The organism is Serratia sp. CC22-02, assembly GCF_900182895.1.
In the GTDB taxonomy this organism is placed as follows: Bacteria; Pseudomonadota; Gammaproteobacteria; order Enterobacterales; family Enterobacteriaceae; genus Serratia; species Serratia nevei.
This window is the reverse complement of record NZ_FXUD01000002.1, coordinates 32,512-48,081: the sequence shown is the minus strand read 5'-3', so window position 1 is coordinate 48,081 and position 15,570 is coordinate 32,512. Positions and strand designations below refer to the sequence as shown.

Here is a 15,570-nt window from a genome sequence, read left to right as displayed (position 1 = left end):
CCGCGCGGCTTTCCGGTGATTGATGCTGAAAAAACGAACGTTCCCGCAGCGAAGCCGTGTGATCAAGCGCTTAAACCGCACAATACGGGGCGCGCACCGCCGGAAATAAAGTGATATTCTCTGATGATCGTGCCACGACGCACAGATGCCCACTCACCTTAACCGCGCGGCACGCCCGTCCTGTCGGAGCCTGCCGTCACAGGAGACTTATAGTGTCTGAATTGTCTCAGCTTTCGCCACAGCCGCTGTGGGATATTTTCGCCAAGATCTGTTCTATCCCACACCCTTCTTATCATGAAGAAGCGCTGGCGCAGCACATCCTCACCTGGGCCAAAGAAAAGAACCTGCACGCAGAGCGCGATCGGGTCGGCAATATCCTGCTGCGCAAGCCGGCCACCAAAGGCATGGAAAACCGCAAGCCGGTCGCGCTGCAGGCGCACCTGGACATGGTGCCGCAAAAGAATAACGACACCGTACACGACTTTGCCAAGGATCCGATCCAGCCTTATATCGCCGGCGAGTGGGTGAAAGCGCGCGGCACCACGCTGGGCGCCGACAACGGCATCGGCATGGCCTCCGCCCTGGCGGTGCTGGCCGACGACAGCGTAGAGCACGGCCCGCTGGAAGTGCTGCTGACCATGACCGAAGAAGCGGGTATGGACGGCGCCTTCGGGCTGCAGCCGAACTGGCTGCAGGCGGACATCCTGATCAATACCGATTCCGAAGAGGAAGGCGAAATCTATATGGGTTGCGCCGGCGGTATCGACTTCATCACTACCCTGCCGCTGCAGCGCGAAGCGGTACCGGCCGGTTACCAAACCCTGAAGCTGACGCTCAAGGGCCTGAAAGGCGGCCACTCCGGCGCCGAGATCCACGTCGGGCTGGGCAACGCCAACAAGCTGCTGGCGCGCTTCCTGTTCGCCCATGCGGCGGCGCTGAACCTGCGCGTGCTGGATCTGAACGGCGGCACCCTGCGCAACGCCATCCCGCGTGAAGCCTCCGCGGTGGTTGCGGTGCCGGCGGACAAGGCCGACGCGCTGAAAGCCCTGAGCCAGGAGTTCCTGGCGGTGCTGCAGAACGAACTCTCCGCCAAAGAGAAGAACATCACCGTACTGTTGGAGCCGACCACCAGCGCTTCGCAGGCGCTGAGCGCCGACAGCCAGCAGCGCTTCCTGGCGCTGCTGAACGGCACGCCGAACGGCGTGATCCGCATGAGCGACGCGGTAAAAGGCGTGGTGGAAACCTCACTGAACGTCGGCGTGGTCACCACCAGCGAAAACGAAGCGGAAATCATCTGCCTGATCCGCTCCCTGATCGACAGCGGCAAAGACTATGTGGTCGAGATGCTGACCGCGTTGGGCCAGCTGGCCGGTGCCAAGGTGGCGCCGAAGGGCGGCTACCCGGGCTGGCAGCCGGACGCCGACTCGCCGGTGATGCACCTGGTGCGCGAGCTGTATCAGGAGCTGTTCAACAAGACGCCGAACATCATGGTGATCCACGCCGGTCTGGAGTGCGGTCTGTTCAAAAAGCCGTATCCAAACATGGACATGGTATCGATCGGGCCAACCATCACCGGCCCGCACTCGCCGGATGAACAGGTGCATATCGAAAGCGTCGGTCTGTACTGGAAGCTGCTGACCTCGCTGCTGAAAGCGATCCCTGAGCGCGCGTAAGCTGCGCGCTTAACGCAAAAAGCCGGCGACCGCCGGCTTTTTTATTCCCAAGGCAGTGCCAGCTGCCGCTCCAGCTGCGGATCGAGCAGCGTCACATGCAGCCCCACCAGCCGCACGCCGCGCCCTTCGCGCCGCTCGCGCCACGCCTGCCGCGCCACCTCCAGCAAATCCTGCCGGTTCAGCACCGGGAACACGTGCTCCTGGGTGGTTTGCTGAAAATCCTGAAACTTCAGCTTCACGCCCTGCCGGGCGATGTGCAGATCCGGCTTCACCTTGCGCAGTCGCATCTCCAGCTCGGGATAGAGTTTGTCGATAATCAGCGTTTCGCAGTCTTCCCAGTCGTGAATGTCTTCCGCCAGCGTGCGCTCCACCCCCACCGATTTGCGCAGCCGCTCCGACGAGATTTCGCGCCGATCGATGCCCTGGCACCGCTCCCACAGCACCCGGCCGAATTTGCCGAAGCGCTTGAGCAGCTGCGCCAAATCGTATTGCTGCACGTCGGCGCAGGTGATAAGCCCCACCTCTTCCAGCCGCTTGGCGGTCACCTTGCCGACGCCGGGGATCTTGCTGAGCGGCAGCTGTTGCAAAAACGCCGGCACCTGCGCCGGCGTGATCACGTATTGCCCGTTCGGCTTGTTTATCTCGGAGGCGATTTTGGCGAGAAACTTGATCGGCGCGACGCCGGCCGAGGCGGTGAGGTTCAGTTCGTCGGCGATCGCCTGGCGGATCTCCTGGGCGATCAGCGTCGCCGAGCCATTGCATTGCGGGCTGTCGGTCACATCGAGGTAGGCTTCATCGAGCGACAGCGGCTCGATCAGCGGAGTATAGCGGGCGAAGATTTCGCGGATATGCAGCGAGGCCTCTTTGTAGGCCGCCATGCGCCCCGGCAACAGGGTGAGGTGCGGGCACAGCTTGAGCGCCATCGCCGTGGACATGGCGCTGTGTACGCCGTAGCGCCGCGCCGGGTAGTTGGCGGTGCTGATCACCCCGCGGCGATCGGCGCTGCCGCCAATCGCCAGCGGGATATCGCGCAGGCTGGGATCGTCGCGCATTTCCACCGCCGCGAAGAAGCAGTCCATATCGACATGAATGATTTTACGCATCGCACCCTCCAGTAACACTGTATAAGTATACAGTCAGATACCGAAAGCTCAAGGCCGCAGGATTCGACGAAAGCACCGTTTCCGCCAGATATTTCCGCGTTGTTAAAAAAGCTTAATTTTTCAATAGTATGATTTCCGCCATCCCGTGCGGCTCACCACAACGATAACGACAAGGTACCCTACATGATCAGATTTTCTTATTTGCTGCTGGCTTCCGCGCTGTCGCTGAGCGCGCTGGCGGCCAGCGCTGCCGGTCACGCGCCGGCGATCGTCGCCCACCGCGGCGGCACCGCCGATGCGCCGGAGAACACCCGCATCGCCATCGAAACCGCGCTGAAAAACGGCGCCGACGCCATCTGGATCACCCTGCAAGAATCCAAAGACGGCGTCATCGTGCTGTATCGCCCTTCGGATCTGAAAGCGTTGACCAACCGGCAGGGCCCGGTCTCTGCCTATACCGCCGCGCAGCTGGCCGAGACCGACGCCGGCTGGGCCTTCGCCAGGGGGGATACGCACCCGTTCCGCGGCCAGGGCATCGGCATTCCGCGGCTGGACGACGTGCTTAAAGCGTTTCCGCACGTCACCTTCTATCTGGACATCAAATCCCCGGACGCCGATCCGGCGCAGTTTGGCCAGGCGCTGCTGGCGACGCTGGAGAGCACCGACAGCCTGAACCGCATCCGCGTCTACTCCACCGACGCCAAATACCTGCAGGCGCTGCCGCCGGCCATCCCGCGCTTCGAAAACCGCGACGAAACCCGCACGCTGCTGGCCAATATCACCATGGCGCACCAGTGCGACGTCAAACCGGACAACCGCCAGCCGCGCTGGTACGGGCTGGAGCTGAAACGCGAGGTGGAAGTGGTGGAGAAATATACCCTCGGCGAAGGGCGTTCGAAGGCGTTTCTGACCTGGGATAAAGAGTCGATGGACTGCTTCCGCTCGCAGGGCCCGGCGCACATCATCCTGTTCGGCGTCAACTCGCCGCAGGAGTATCAGCAGGCGCTGGCGCTGGGCGCCGACGGCGTGATGGTCAACTCACCGGCCGAGGCGAAAAGCTTCCGCAAGGCGAAATAACAATAGAACACCGGAGAAAATCTGAGGGAATGGAGATACTCAACGCTCCCCCAATGAAGGGAATTTCTCCGGAATTTCACGATCAATCAATATTAATATTTTATTTATTATCAATTAAATATATTAAAAACAAAACGTATAGCCTCATAATATTCGGTGCATAAATATCCTCTTCTCATAATGCGATCAACGTCTATTTTTCGAACAAAACATCACCATTAGTGACGACAATACTCTAGGATCTGGCCATCTTTGGAAACACGCCAACGATCTGTCTTTCTTAGACTTTTCTAAATAGCACCTCCAGTCACCTAAATAGCTCTACGGGTATCAACTTATGCTATGGCATCAGAGGGCTAGAGAATAATGGAATGATTTAAAAGGAATTATATGTCGATAACTTTTAACAAACTTTGGGAAAAACATCCTCAAATCAATGGGGATGAGTATCCATGCCGCACTGTCCATGGTGATAAAGCCTTTGATGATCAGTGTGCTATACGCATCGGTGCAGCTTTGGTTCATTGTGGGTATGATGTCAGTAAATTATCAGGCGTGAACTTTTGTTGGTTACACAAGAAAAGTGAGGGCCATATTTTGCGTGCTGAAGAATTGGCAAATGCCTTAGCACGAACACCGATACCGGGGCTAGGACGCATGGTAAAAGTCACACCCAACCAGTTTGAGCGGGTGCTGAAAAGCAAAACCGGCATTATCTTTTTTAAAGATTACTGGCAGCGAGGGAATGAAAATTTTCGCAATCGCTCGGGAGATCATATAGATCTGTGGAACGGTTCTCGTTTAACCACACTATCGAGCTATTTTCGTATTCAATGGGGGCTTTCTTGGGATGGGCGTTTTAGCGATTTCTTTAAATCAAAAGAAGTCTGGTTCTGGCAGGTGATATGAAACGGATAGCAGCAATTATTGCCGGTGCGATAATAGGTATCGGCCTCATGCTCCTGGCTTTTCCCTTTCTCTCTGACTGGATTATTGGCCACGTTGAGGGCGAGGATCAGATGTCAGCTAACTTCGAGTTGCTGGCGATTGGCCTAGTGTTGTGCTGTTTCGTGGGAGGTTCACTCGGCAACCTAGCCTATTCCAAAAGCAAATAACCCCTTATAAATGAATGCGGTAACATATTTTTGAACGCAGGTGCCTTACATCGATACGAAAAGCTTCCGCAAGGCGAAATAAATAACCGACTAACGGCATAAGGCGGTTCGACAAACCCACCTTATGCCCCCCGGCTTTCAACATCCGTTAGTGAGCAGGAACCACCTGGATGATGCCATTTTCATTGCGTACGCTAAACCCTGCCCCAAATAGCCGGGCAGCAGGCTCAATACCTTTACTTCGTTTATCCGGCGACAACAGCGTCACCGAAACCCCGTAAGACCTCCCGCCCTCGAATTTATAGTTATCGTCAGAAATGCACGTAGCCGCGGTGACCGCAGGCATCTCGTTATCCGCGAAGTTCTTGCCGAAGATAGCGTTGGCGTTGCCGATTTCTTCGATAATGACGCCGGCCAACCGCTCGTCCCCTTCCGGTTGAACCCGCACGCAAACGTGGTTATCAACCACAGTGACGCTGGCCGCGTAGTTCTTTGGCCTCGGATCGTTCATGTGCATACAGCCGGCGAGCAGCAAAGTCAGCGTTCCAGCCAAAATAATGCGGTTCATCCTGTTACCTCTGCTTAAAAAACTGAGAAAGCGCATATTCGTATTTTCTGGCGATCGTTTTATCCGTTACACCCTGAAAATTCACGCCATTGTTAATCGCGCCTAGCCAGACTTTCATACGCCTTTCGACAAGGCCCAAATAAAAAAACCCGGCCAAGGCCGGGTTTTCGCTACAGCTACAGAATGCGGTGCTTGTCCAGCTGCTCGCGCCGCTGCGCCGCTTTGGCTTCGCGCTTTTTGCGCGCATCGCAAGGTTCCGGGCAGTCGCAGACTTTCTCCATCCCCAATGCGGTGATGCCGCCGCAGCTGCCCTGCAGGCTTTTGCGTTTGAACACGTAGCCCAGCGACATCCCGCCGACGATCAGCAGGAACAACACGAAGGTGGCGGCGAATACCGTCAGCATAGCAACCTCACGAACTCTTTTTCAGGTAGGGTTTGAACGCGTCCGAATAACGCTCCTCAAACCCGTCGGCGGTTTTCACGATCATGAACACCGGGATACCGAGCAGATTGGCCAGCGCCAGGCCGCGCTCCGGCCCCATCACGTTCAGGCCGGTGGACAGGCCGTCAGCGGTCATACAGGTCGGGCTCAGTACGGTGATCGACACCAGGCGGTGGTTGATCGGCCGGCCGGTGATAGGATCGATGGTGTGCGAATAGCGCACCCCGTCCTGCTCGAAGTAGTTGCGATAGTCACCCGAGGTGGCGATCGACATCTCCCCTGGCTGGATCACCAACTGCGCCTGCTGCTGCGCACCGGCGGTCGGGCGCTCGATGGCGATGCGCCACGGCTTTTGCTCGCCGTTGCGCCCGCGCGTGCGCACCTCACCGCCGATATCCACCATGTAATTTTGCACGTGTTGCGATTGCAGATACTCCGCCACCACGTCCACGCCGTATCCTTTGGCGATCGACGACAGGTCGACATACAGTTCGGGGATGCTTTTCACCAGCGCGCTGCCCTGCACCGTCAGTTTATCGGCACCGGTCCAGGCGCGGCGGTGCGCCAGCTCCGCCTCGCTCGGCACTTTATCCGGCCGCCCTTCCGGGCCGAAGCCCCACAGATTGACCAGCGGCCCGACGGTCACGTCCAGCGCGCCATCGGTCACGCGGTTGATGCGCAGCGCTTCGCGCACCACCTCGGCGGTCGCCGGCGAAACCGGGAATGGCCGGTCAATGTCGCGGCTGGCGTTGAAGCGGCTCAGCTCGGAGTCCGGCCGGTAGGTGGACATCTGGTCGTTCACCTGCTCCAGCCGTTTATCGATCTCCGCCTGCATCTCGCGCGCCGACGGCGTATCGTCGCCGGTCACATAACGGATCGAATACGAGGTGCCCATGGTTTTACCCCTCAGGTCCACCTGTTCCGGCCCGCAGCCGGTCAGCAGCAGGGTGGCGCTCAGCGCCACGCCCGTCAGCCAGTTCTTCATCGCCAATGCGCGCATTTAGCCACCAAAGTCATCCAGCATGATGTTTTCGTCTTCGACGCCCAGATCTTTCAGCATCTTGATCACCGCAGCGTTCATCATCGGCGGCCCGCACATGTAAAACTCGCAGTCCTCCGGCGCCGGGTGATTCCTCAGGTAGTTCTCCAGCAGGACATTATGGATAAAGCCGGTGTAGCCGGTCCAGTTATCTTCCGGCTGCGGATCCGACAGCGCCACGTGCCAGGTGAAGTTGTCGTTCTCCGCCTGCAGCTGGTTGAAGTCGTCTTCATAGAACATCTCGCGCAGCGAACGCGCGCCGTACCAGAAGGTGATCTTGCGCTTCGAGTTCAGGCGCTTGAGCTGATCGAAGATGTGCGAACGCATCGGCGCCATGCCCGCGCCGCCGCCGATGAAGATCATTTCGGCGTCGGTGTCCTTGGCGAAGAACTCGCCGAACGGCCCGGAGATGGTCACCTTGTCACCGGCTTTCAGCGACCAGATATAGGAAGACATGATGCCCGGCGGCACGTCCGGGTTGTTTGGCGGCGGCGTGGCGATACGCACGTTGAGCATGATGATGCCCTTCTCTTCCGGGTAGTTGGCCATCGAGTAGGCGCGCACCGTGGTGTCGTTCACCGTCGAGCGGTAGCGGAACAGGTTGAACTTGTCCCAGTCGCCGCGATACTCCTGCGGCACGTCGAAGTCGGCGTAGCTGATGTCGTGCGCCGGGGCTTCGATCTGGATGAAACCGCCCGCGCGGAACGGCACGTCTTCGCCATCGGGGATCTTCAGCTTCAGCTCTTTGATAAAGGTGGCTTTGTTATCGTTGGAGATAACCTCGCACTCCCATTTCTTCACGCCGAAGATCTCTTCCGGCAGCTCGATCTTCAGGTTCTGCTTCACGTTCACCTGGCACGCCAGGCGGCAACCCTCTTTTGCTTCGCGCTTGTTGATGTGCGAGAGCTCGGTCGGCAGGATATCGCCGCCGCCCTCTTTGATCACCACCCGGCACTGGCCGCAGGAACCGCCGCCGCCGCAAGCCGAGGAGACGAAAATTCCCTGGCTGGAGAGCACGTTGAGCAGCTTGTCGCCCGCCGGCGCATGGAAGCTCTTATCCAAATCGCCGTTGATCTCCACCGCGATGTCGCCGGTGTTCACCAGCTTCGATTTGGCGAACAGGATCAGCAATACCAGCACCATCACGATGGTGGTGAACATTGCTACGCCTAAAATAATTTCCATAAATTCTTCCCGCCTTTACAACTGAACACCGGAGAAGGACATGAAGCCCAGCGCCATCAGTCCGGTGGTGATAAAGGTAATGCCCAGGCCGCGCAGTCCCGCCGGCACGTTGGCATACTTGAGTTTTTCGCGGATCCCCGCCATGGCGACGATCGCCAGCATCCAGCCGGTGCCGGAGCCGATGCCGTACACCACCGATTCGGCGAAGTTGTAGTCGCGCTGCACCATGAAGGACACGCCGCCGAAGATGGCGCAGTTCACGGTGATGAGCGGCAGGAAGATGCCGAGCGCGTTATACAGCGACGGGAAGAAGCGATCGAGGATCATCTCCAAAATCTGCACCAGCGCCGCGATCACGCCGATGAAGGTGATGAAGTTGAGGAAGCTCAGATCGACGCCTTCCACCAGCGCGCCGTCGCGCAGGATCAGGTTGTAGACCAGGTTGTTCACCGGCACCGAAATGCCGAGCACGATGGTCACCGCGATGCCCAGGCCAAAGGCGGTCGAGACCTTCTTCGACACCGCCAGGAAGGTACACATCCCGAGGAAGAACGCCAGCGCCATGTTCTCAACGAACACCGCGCGCACAAACAGGCTGATATAGTGTTCCATCGGCCTTTACTCCTTTTCGATCTGCGCCGGCTTCAGGGTGCGCAGCACCCAGATCAGCAGGCCGATGATGAAGAACGCGCTCGGCGCCAGCAGGAACAGGCCGTTCGGCTGATACCAGCCGCCGTTCTGCACCGTTTCCAGCACCGGGACGCCGAACAGCTTGCCGGAGCCAATAAGCTCGCGCAGGAAACCGACCAGCACCAGGATCACCCCGTAGCCCAGCCCGTTGCCGATGCCGTCCATAAAGCTCTCGATCGGCGGCGACTTCATGGCGTAAGCCTCGGCGCGCCCCATCACGATACAGTTGGTGATGATAAGGCCGACGAACACCGACAGCTGCTTGGAGATCTCGAACGCGTAGGCGCGCAACAGCTGATCGACCACGATCACCAGCGAGGCGATGATCGCCATCTGCACGATGATGCGCACGCTGTTGGGAATATGGTGACGGATCAGCGAGATGAAGAAGCTGGAGAACGCCGTGACCAGCGTCACCGCAATGGTCATCACCACCGCCGTCTCCAGCTTGGTGGTCACCGCCAACGCAGAACAAACGCCCAGCACCTGCAGGGCGATCGGGTTATTATCGAACAGCGGCCCCAGCAGGACCCGCTTTATCTCTTTGGAATCAGCCATTTTTCAGCGCTCCTTCACGAACTTTTTTCAGGAACGGGCCGAAGCCGTGCTCGCCCAACCAGAAATCAAACGTATGCTGCACGCCGTTGGAGGTCAGCGTGGCGCCGGACAGGCCGTCCACCCCGTGCACATCCCCCTGACGCGCGCCGCCTTTCACCACGCGGATCGCCGGCTGGCCGTTGTCGTCGAACAGCTGTTTGCCGACCCACTGCTGGCGCCAGGACGGGTTCTCGACCTCGCCACCCAGCCCCGGGGTTTCCCCCTGGTCGTAGTAGGTGATGCCCTTGACCGTGTTGCCGTCGTTATCCAGCGCCACGAAGGCGTACATCATCGACCACAGGCCGGTGCCGTATACCGGCAGCACAATCTTGTTCACCTGGCCGCTTTCATCGCGCACCAGGTAGATTTCCGCCTGATTGCTGCGGCGCTTGATGCCGGCCGGATCGTCGCCCGCCGCCAGCGCCACGCTTTTGGCGTCGTCGCGCAGCGCGGCGCCCAGATCGAACGCCGCCGCCTTGCCGGCGACAAACTCGCCGCTGTTCAGATCCACCAGGCGCGGCTCGATGCGCTCGCTGTACAGGCGCTTGACCTGCTCGCTCTCCATTTTCGGCTGCAACAGGCCGGCTACGTCGAGAATATTGCGCTGCTTATCGAGCAGCTTTTGCTCCTGCTGTTTGGACTTCAGGCCGACGGCGGAGCCCGCCACCACCACAGAACACACTAAACACAGCAGCAGCACTACCAGCAGCGTTTTACCGATGCCGTCGTTTTTCGCTTCATTCGCCACGGGCTTTTCTCCGCTTGATGTTGGCCTGCACCACCAGATAATCGAACAGCGGTGCGAACAGGTTGGCGAACAGGATCGCCAGCATCATGCCTTCCGGATAGGCGGGGTTGACCACCCGGATCAGCACGCACATCACGCCGATCAGAATGCCGTACCACCATTTCCCCTTGTTGGTGAAGGAGGCGGAAACCGGGTCGGTCGCCATAAAGATCATGCCGAAGGCGAAACCGCCCAGCACCAGATGCCAGTACCACGGCATGGCGAACATCGGGTTGGTATCGGAACCGATGGCGTTGAACAACAGGGCGGAAGCCACCATGCCGAGCATTACGCCGGCGACGATGCGCCAGGAGGCCACGCGGCCGAACAGGATAATCGCCCCGCCGATCAGGATCATCAGCGTGGAGACTTCACCGATGGAGCCGGGAATGTTGCCGAGGAAGGCGTCCATCCAGCTGATGGACTGGCCGGTGGCCACGTTGCTCAGGCTGTGCGCCCCGCCAGCGCTCCACTGCGCCAGCGGCGTCGCGCCGGAGAAACCGTCCGCAGAGGTCCACACCAGATCGCCGGAGATCTGCGCCGGATAGGCGAAGAACAGGAAGGCGCGGCCGGCCAACGCCGGGTTGAGGAAGTTGCGCCCGGTGCCGCCGAAGATCTCTTTGGCCACCACCACGCCGAAGGTGATGCCCAGCGCGGCCTGCCACAGCGGCAGGGTCGGCGGCACGATCAGCGCGAACAGGATAGAGGTGACGAAGAAGCCTTCGTTGACCTCATGCTTGCGGATAATGGCAAACAGCACTTCCCAGAAGCCGCCGACGACAAACACCACGGCGTAGATCGGCAGGAAGTAACAGGCGCCCAGCACCATCTTGCTGACCCAGCCGGCGTCGGCCGCCAGCGAGGCGCCGAGCCACTGCGCCAGGCGATAATGCCAGTCGCCCGCCAGCACCTGTTGCAGCTCGTCGCCGCTGTACAGATGGTGCAGCGCCGGGATTGCCTGCTGGCCGACGTTGTACATGCCCCAGAACATCGCCGGGAATACCGCCAGCCACACCAGGATCATCATACGTTTCAAATCGATGGCGTCGCGCACGTGCGAAGCGCCGCGCGTCACCGTGCCGGGGGTATAAAACACCGTGGTGGTCGCTTCATACAGCGGGTACCACTTTTCCAGTTTGCCGCCCGGCGTGAAGTGGTGCTCTATCTTCTCAAAATAATTCTTCAGGCCCATCGGTTATCCTTCCTGCTCAATCTTGGTCAGCACCTCGCGCAGCACCGGCGCGTACTCATACTTGCCGGGGCAAACGAAGGTGCACAGCGCCAGATCTTCCTCGTCCAGCTCCAGGCAGCCCAGCGCCTGCGCGCTGTCGCTGTCGCCCGCCAGCAGATCGCGCAGCAGCAGCGTCGGCAGAATATCCAGCGGCATCACCCGCTCGTAGTTGCCGATCGGCACCATGGCGCGCTCGCCGCCGTTAGTGGTAGTCGAGAAGGCGAACAGTTTGTTCTTCAGGAAGTGGCCCAGCGTGGTGCGGGTAATGGAGAACTTGTTCGGCGAAGGCACGATCCAACCGAACAGCTCTTTGTCGCGCCCTTCTTCCAGCACCGACACCTGCGAGTGGAAACGGCCGAGCCAGGCGTTCGGGCCTGCGGCGTGCATGCCGTTCAGCACCGAACCGGAGATCACCCGGTTCTCGCCGTCTTTCAGGCGGCCGGCGGTCAGCTCCTCGAGGCTGGCCCCCAGGCGGGTGCGCAGCAGCGCCGGCTGCGCCACCTGCGGCCCGGCCAGCGCCACGACCCGGCGGGTATCGAGCTTACCGGTGGTGAACAGCGTGCCGATGGCGATGACGTCCTGGTAGCCGATGTGCCAAACGGTTTTCTTCAGGCTGACCGGTTCCAGGAAGTGAATGTGCGTACCCACCAGCCCGGCGGGGTGCGGGCCGGCAAATTCGCTGTAGGCGATCTGCGGGCTGCTCTGCTGGCCAACGGAGGCACCGGCGGCGTGGCATACGTGTACCTTGCCCGTCGTCAGGCGCGCCAACACCAGCAGCCCGGCGTTGAACGCCGCCTGCTGTTCGGCGATGATCACCTGCGGATCGGCGGCCAGCGGCTGGGTATCCATCGCGGTGACGAAAATAGCGCGCGCTTCGCTGCCGGGGCTCGGCGTTTTGCTGAACGGACGGGTGCGCAGCGCGGTCCACAGGCCGCTGGCGATCAGTTCACTCTCGACCTGTTCGCGCGGTAGCTGGGCCAGCTCGCCCAGCGGGTAATGCGCAAACTCGAGCTGATCGTCACCGCCGTTTTCCAGCGCAATCACCACCGATTGCAATACGCGCCGTTCGCCGCGGTTAATCGCGGCGATGCGGCCGCTGGCGGGAGCCGTGAAGAAAACCCCGGGGTTTTTCTTATCTTCGAACAACGCCTGGCCTTTCTTAACGGTATCGCCTTCCTGCACCAGCATGGAGGGACGCATTCCGACATACTCTTCCCCAAGCAGGGCGACATGCTGAATGTTCGGGCCGTCTTGGATCGCCTGAACCGGAGCCCCGGCTATTGGCAGATCTAACCCTTTTCTGATCTTAATCATAGGATTTATACGATGTAGTTTGGTTTACACGTCTGCCCGGCCCCAGAGGCGGGTGCTGACGATGCCAGGATTGCCGGGCAGTGCGCATGGCGGCACGCCCAACATGAACTTTCTCGCAGTGAAAAATCGGGGTAACGCGCATTCCCTTGATTCCCCCTTTCCGTTGTTTGCTCGACAGTCGATGTGTTAACGGCCTGTAGCCAAATAACCATCAAAACGGCCGGGTTATATGCCATAACCCCTGCCGCTTCAATCGCCACAGCGCGTTAAATTGAAGAGGGAATATTAACATTGTTCGCAACATTGTTCTGCGTTCCGTCGTGACTTGGGTCAAGCAAACACAATTAAATTTCGCCTGTTTTTCACTACTTATCGTTAAAATCTGCCGGTCATTTCACTTTTATCGAGCTTTGTCGTTTTTTTATACATATCACGTATTGCTAAAAATAAACGCGCTGGTAATCTGGCGGTGTTTTGCAGCAGTAAAAACAATAATCAGTGGCATGCCGACCAACGTCATTGCGCCGGCAGATAAATATAAGCAGGAATAATAATGAGCAAAATCGCGCTGTTGTTTGCGATGCTTGTTTCTATGCCGATGATCACGGCCTGCAGCGCCAGCGAGCAGGTACCGGAAACGCCGGTAGTTAAACAGCAATTATTGGGTTCGCCGGTCTATATTCAGATCTTCAAAGAGGAACGCAAGCTGGAATTGTATGCCAAAATGGGCAATGAATTCCGCCTGGTCAACACGTTCCCGATCTGTAATTTCTCCGGCGGGCTGGGTCCTAAGCGTCGTGAAGGCGACTTTAAAAGTCCGGAAGGCTTTTATAGCGTTGACGCGCGCCATCTGAAACCCGACAGCAAGTATTATCGGGCGATCAATATCGGTTTCCCTAATGATTACGATAAATCGCAGGGCTATTCCGGTGCTTATCTGATGATCCACGGTGAATGTAAATCGATCGGCTGTTACGCGATGACCAACACCTATATGGATGAGATCTATCGCTATGTCGAAGCCGCCTTCGCCTATGGCCAAAGCCGCGTCGACATCAGCATCTACCCGTTCCGCATGACCGAGCAAAACCTCAAGCGCCATGCGTCATCCAGCTATATCGCCTTCTGGCGCCAGCTGAAGCCGGGCTACGATTACTTCGCGAAGAACCACCAGCCGCCGATGATGACCGTGGACAACGGCCAGTACGTGCTGGGTCAACCGTTGATGAGCAGCGGCCAGATGACGCAGTACGCGTCAGCCAGCCCGACGCCCAACACCAACCCCTTCGCTCAGAACAAGCCGCTCACCGAAGTGAAATAACGCGAACTCGCCTGGCTCAATCTTGTGCCAGGTTTCGTTGGCGGTCAGCGGTTGGGTGGCGATCACCGTGACCACATCGTTCGGTGTGGTCTGCTGCTGAAAATCGATTTCCACATCCTGATCGAGCAGCGTCGCCTTGCCGAACGGCGCGCGGCGCGTGATCCAATACAGGTTGGTGGAGCAATAGGCCATCACGAAGCGCCCGTCCGACAACAGCATGTTGAATACCCCTTTCTTGCGCAGCTGGCTCGCCAACAGGCCGATGTAGCGGAAAACCGCCGGCCACTGGCTCGGGGTGCGCGGGTATTTCAGCGCCAGCTGATGCAGCAGCCAGCAGAACGCGTATTCGCTGTCGGTCTGGCCGACCGGGCGAAACGTGCCGGTATCCAGCTGACGGTAGCCTTTCAACTGGCCGTTGTGCGCGTAGGTCCAGTTGCGGCCCCACAGTTCGCGGGTGAACGGGTGGGTGTTTTCCAGCGCCACTTCGCCGCGGTTGGCCTGGCGAATATGGGACACCACCGCACAGGACTTGATCGGGTAGTCCTGCACCAGGCGGGCGATCGGCGAGTTGAAGCTCGGCTGCGGATCCTTGAATGTGCGGCAGCCGTTCCCTTCATAGAAGGTAATGCCCCAGCCATCCTTATGCGGCCCGGTGCGGCCGCCGCGCTGTACCAGGCCGGTAAAGCTGAAGCAGATATCGGTCGGTACGTTTGCGCTCATCCCGAGCAGTTCACACATCGCCAGCACTCCTTAACCACACTGACACAGGCCGTGCGGGCGCAGCATGCGGCGCCCGCAGTCTTATTCTTGGGGAGCCGCAGCTCCCCGCAGGCTATCAAGCCTTAACCATCTCTTTTTCGATCAGCTGAATCAAGATGTGAATCGCTTTGATGTGGATTTCCTGAATGCGGTCGGCGTAGCCGAAGTGCGGCACGCGAATTTCCACATCGGCGGAACCCGCCATCTTGCCGCCGTCCTTGCCGGTCAGGGTGATCACTTTCATCCCCTTGGCGCGCGCCGCGTCGATGGCCTTGATGATGTTGCCGGAGTTGCCGGAGGTGGAAATGCCCAGCAGCACGTCGCCTTCGCGGCCTACCGCTTCCACATAGCGAGAGAAGACGTACTCATAGCCGAAGTCGTTGCTGACGCAGGACAGGTGGCTCACGTCCGAGATGGCAATCGCCGGGTAGCCCGGGCGGTTTTCACGGTAGCGGCCGGTCAGCTCTTCGGCGAAGTGCATCGCGTCGCAATGGGAACCGCCGTTGCCGCAGGAAATCACTTTACCGCCGGCTTTGAAGGAATCCGCCAGCAGCACCGCCGCACGTTGGATGGCGTCGATGTTGGCGTCGTCATTGATAAATTTCGCCAGGGTATCAGCCGCTTCGTTCAGTTCACTGCGAATAAGGTCGTGGTACATGAGGAACCTC

At 59.1% G+C, this 15,570-nt stretch carries 17 protein-coding genes; 5 read left to right on the top strand and 12 right to left on the bottom strand.

Translation table 11 applies throughout. The features are described 5' to 3' along the window. Positions 1–212: 212 nt before the first annotated feature. Positions 213–1,673: a beta-Ala-His dipeptidase gene (pepD, locus tag QOL81_RS06980; protein ID WP_060425301.1), complete on the top strand. Its 1,461-nt coding sequence runs from the start codon at positions 213–215 to the stop codon at positions 1,671–1,673. A gap of 41 nt (positions 1,674–1,714) precedes the next feature. On the opposite strand, the gene dinB is transcribed toward pepD, so the two are convergent. After that, positions 1,715–2,776: a DNA polymerase IV gene (dinB, locus tag QOL81_RS06975; protein WP_283439752.1), complete on the bottom strand. Its 1,062-nt coding sequence runs from the start codon at positions 2,774–2,776 to the stop codon at positions 1,715–1,717. 183 nt (positions 2,777–2,959) lie between these two features. On the opposite strand from dinB, the gene QOL81_RS06970 reads away from it, so the two are divergent. The 3 genes from QOL81_RS06970 to QOL81_RS06960 all read left to right on the top strand — a co-directional run bounded on the left by QOL81_RS06970 (position 2,960) and on the right by QOL81_RS06960 (position 4,968). After that, entirely contained in the window at positions 2,960–3,853 is an 894-nt protein-coding gene (locus tag QOL81_RS06970) for a glycerophosphodiester phosphodiesterase family protein (protein ID WP_197658110.1), read from the top strand. A gap of 390 nt (positions 3,854–4,243) precedes the next feature. After that, positions 4,244–4,762, top strand: a complete 519-nt coding sequence (locus QOL81_RS06965) for a type VI secretion system amidase effector protein Tae4 (protein WP_197757423.1) — start codon at positions 4,244–4,246, stop codon at positions 4,760–4,762. Continuing rightward, a complete protein-coding gene (locus tag QOL81_RS06960; protein WP_033651022.1) occupies positions 4,759–4,968 on the top strand; it encodes a hypothetical protein in 210 nt (69 codons plus the stop codon). The genes QOL81_RS06965 and QOL81_RS06960 overlap by 4 nt, the downstream gene beginning before the upstream one ends. 148 nt (positions 4,969–5,116) lie before the next feature. On the opposite strand, the gene QOL81_RS06955 is transcribed toward QOL81_RS06960, so the two are convergent. The 9 genes from QOL81_RS06955 to QOL81_RS06915 all read right to left on the bottom strand — a co-directional run bounded on the left by QOL81_RS06955 (position 5,117) and on the right by QOL81_RS06915 (position 12,822). After that, positions 5,117–5,536 (bottom strand): putative T6SS immunity periplasmic lipoprotein, encoded by a 420-nt coding sequence (locus QOL81_RS06955; RefSeq protein WP_197757424.1) that lies wholly within the window; start codon positions 5,534–5,536, stop codon positions 5,117–5,119. A gap of 176 nt (positions 5,537–5,712) precedes the next feature. After that, positions 5,713–5,940 carry a (Na+)-NQR maturation NqrM gene (gene nqrM, locus QOL81_RS06950; protein WP_004930244.1) on the bottom strand — a complete coding sequence of 76 codons (228 nt, stop codon included), beginning with the start codon at positions 5,938–5,940 and terminating at the stop codon, positions 5,713–5,715. Between the two features lie 7 nt (positions 5,941–5,947). After that, a complete protein-coding gene (locus QOL81_RS06945; RefSeq protein ID WP_283439751.1) occupies positions 5,948–6,979 on the bottom strand; it encodes an FAD:protein FMN transferase in 1,032 nt (343 codons plus the stop codon). Beyond that, a complete protein-coding gene (nqrF, locus tag QOL81_RS06940) occupies positions 6,980–8,203 on the bottom strand; it encodes an NADH:ubiquinone reductase (Na(+)-transporting) subunit F (RefSeq protein WP_033649928.1) in 1,224 nt (407 codons plus the stop codon). 15 nt (positions 8,204–8,218) lie between these two features. Next, a complete protein-coding gene (gene nqrE, locus QOL81_RS06935; RefSeq protein WP_015376732.1) occupies positions 8,219–8,815 on the bottom strand; it encodes an NADH:ubiquinone reductase (Na(+)-transporting) subunit E in 597 nt (198 codons plus the stop codon). 6 nt (positions 8,816–8,821) lie between these two features. Continuing rightward, a complete protein-coding gene (locus tag QOL81_RS06930) occupies positions 8,822–9,451 on the bottom strand; it encodes an NADH:ubiquinone reductase (Na(+)-transporting) subunit D (protein WP_004930232.1) in 630 nt (209 codons plus the stop codon). Then, on the bottom strand, positions 9,444–10,238 hold the full coding sequence (locus QOL81_RS06925) for a Na(+)-translocating NADH-quinone reductase subunit C (protein WP_015376731.1): 795 nt from the start codon (positions 10,236–10,238) through the stop codon (positions 9,444–9,446). The genes QOL81_RS06930 and QOL81_RS06925 overlap by 8 nt, the downstream gene beginning before the upstream one ends. Beyond that, positions 10,228–11,469, bottom strand: coding sequence for an NADH:ubiquinone reductase (Na(+)-transporting) subunit B (locus tag QOL81_RS06920; RefSeq protein WP_033649926.1), 1,242 nt, complete (start codon positions 11,467–11,469; stop codon positions 10,228–10,230). Before QOL81_RS06920 ends, QOL81_RS06925 begins: the two co-directional genes overlap by 11 nt. Before the next feature lie 3 nt (positions 11,470–11,472). Continuing rightward, positions 11,473–12,822: a Na(+)-translocating NADH-quinone reductase subunit A gene (locus QOL81_RS06915; RefSeq protein WP_060425296.1), complete on the bottom strand. Its 1,350-nt coding sequence runs from the start codon at positions 12,820–12,822 to the stop codon at positions 11,473–11,475. A gap of 553 nt (positions 12,823–13,375) precedes the next feature. Between QOL81_RS06915 and dpaA the strand changes: the two genes are divergently transcribed. Next, entirely contained in the window at positions 13,376–14,143 is a 768-nt protein-coding gene (dpaA, locus tag QOL81_RS06910; RefSeq protein WP_060425295.1) for a peptidoglycan meso-diaminopimelic acid protein amidase, read from the top strand. On the opposite strand, the gene QOL81_RS06905 is transcribed toward dpaA, so the two are convergent. Next, on the bottom strand, positions 14,078–14,881 hold the full coding sequence (locus tag QOL81_RS06905; RefSeq protein WP_004930222.1) for a class II glutamine amidotransferase: 804 nt from the start codon (positions 14,879–14,881) through the stop codon (positions 14,078–14,080). The genes dpaA and QOL81_RS06905 overlap by 66 nt on opposite strands. Positions 14,882–14,978: 97 nt before the next feature. Then, positions 14,979–15,560 (bottom strand): D-sedoheptulose 7-phosphate isomerase, encoded by a 582-nt coding sequence (lpcA, locus tag QOL81_RS06900; RefSeq protein WP_004930220.1) that lies wholly within the window; start codon positions 15,558–15,560, stop codon positions 14,979–14,981. Between the last annotated feature and the right edge of the window lie 10 nt (positions 15,561–15,570).

Excerpts from the sequence above, each read along its gene's own strand:
- QOL81_RS06930 (WP_004930232.1), bottom strand. The coding sequence starts at position 9,451 with ATGGCTGATTCCAAAGAGATAAAGCGGGTCCTGCTGGGGCCGCTGTTC.
- dinB (WP_283439752.1), bottom strand. The coding sequence starts at position 2,776 with ATGCGTAAAATCATTCATGTCGATATGGACTGCTTCTTCGCGGCGGTG.
- nqrM (WP_004930244.1), bottom strand. The coding sequence starts at position 5,940 with ATGCTGACGGTATTCGCCGCCACCTTCGTGTTGTTCCTGCTGATCGTC.
- QOL81_RS06915 (WP_060425296.1), bottom strand. The coding sequence starts at position 12,822 with ATGATTAAGATCAGAAAAGGGTTAGATCTGCCAATAGCCGGGGCTCCG.
- QOL81_RS06945 (WP_283439751.1), bottom strand. The coding sequence starts at position 6,979 with ATGCGCGCATTGGCGATGAAGAACTGGCTGACGGGCGTGGCGCTGAGC.
- lpcA (WP_004930220.1), bottom strand. The coding sequence starts at position 15,560 with ATGTACCACGACCTTATTCGCAGTGAACTGAACGAAGCGGCTGATACC.
- QOL81_RS06970 (WP_197658110.1), top strand. The coding sequence starts at position 2,960 with ATGATCAGATTTTCTTATTTGCTGCTGGCTTCCGCGCTGTCGCTGAGC.
- dpaA (WP_060425295.1), top strand. The coding sequence starts at position 13,376 with ATGAGCAAAATCGCGCTGTTGTTTGCGATGCTTGTTTCTATGCCGATG.
- QOL81_RS06965 (WP_197757423.1), top strand. The coding sequence starts at position 4,244 with ATGTCGATAACTTTTAACAAACTTTGGGAAAAACATCCTCAAATCAAT.
- QOL81_RS06905 (WP_004930222.1), bottom strand. The coding sequence starts at position 14,881 with ATGTGTGAACTGCTCGGGATGAGCGCAAACGTACCGACCGATATCTGC.
- QOL81_RS06955 (WP_197757424.1), bottom strand. The coding sequence starts at position 5,536 with ATGAACCGCATTATTTTGGCTGGAACGCTGACTTTGCTGCTCGCCGGC.
- QOL81_RS06960 (WP_033651022.1), top strand. The coding sequence starts at position 4,759 with ATGAAACGGATAGCAGCAATTATTGCCGGTGCGATAATAGGTATCGGC.
- nqrE (WP_015376732.1), bottom strand. The coding sequence starts at position 8,815 with ATGGAACACTATATCAGCCTGTTTGTGCGCGCGGTGTTCGTTGAGAAC.
- QOL81_RS06920 (WP_033649926.1), bottom strand. The coding sequence starts at position 11,469 with ATGGGCCTGAAGAATTATTTTGAGAAGATAGAGCACCACTTCACGCCG.
- nqrF (WP_033649928.1), bottom strand. The coding sequence starts at position 8,203 with ATGGAAATTATTTTAGGCGTAGCAATGTTCACCACCATCGTGATGGTG.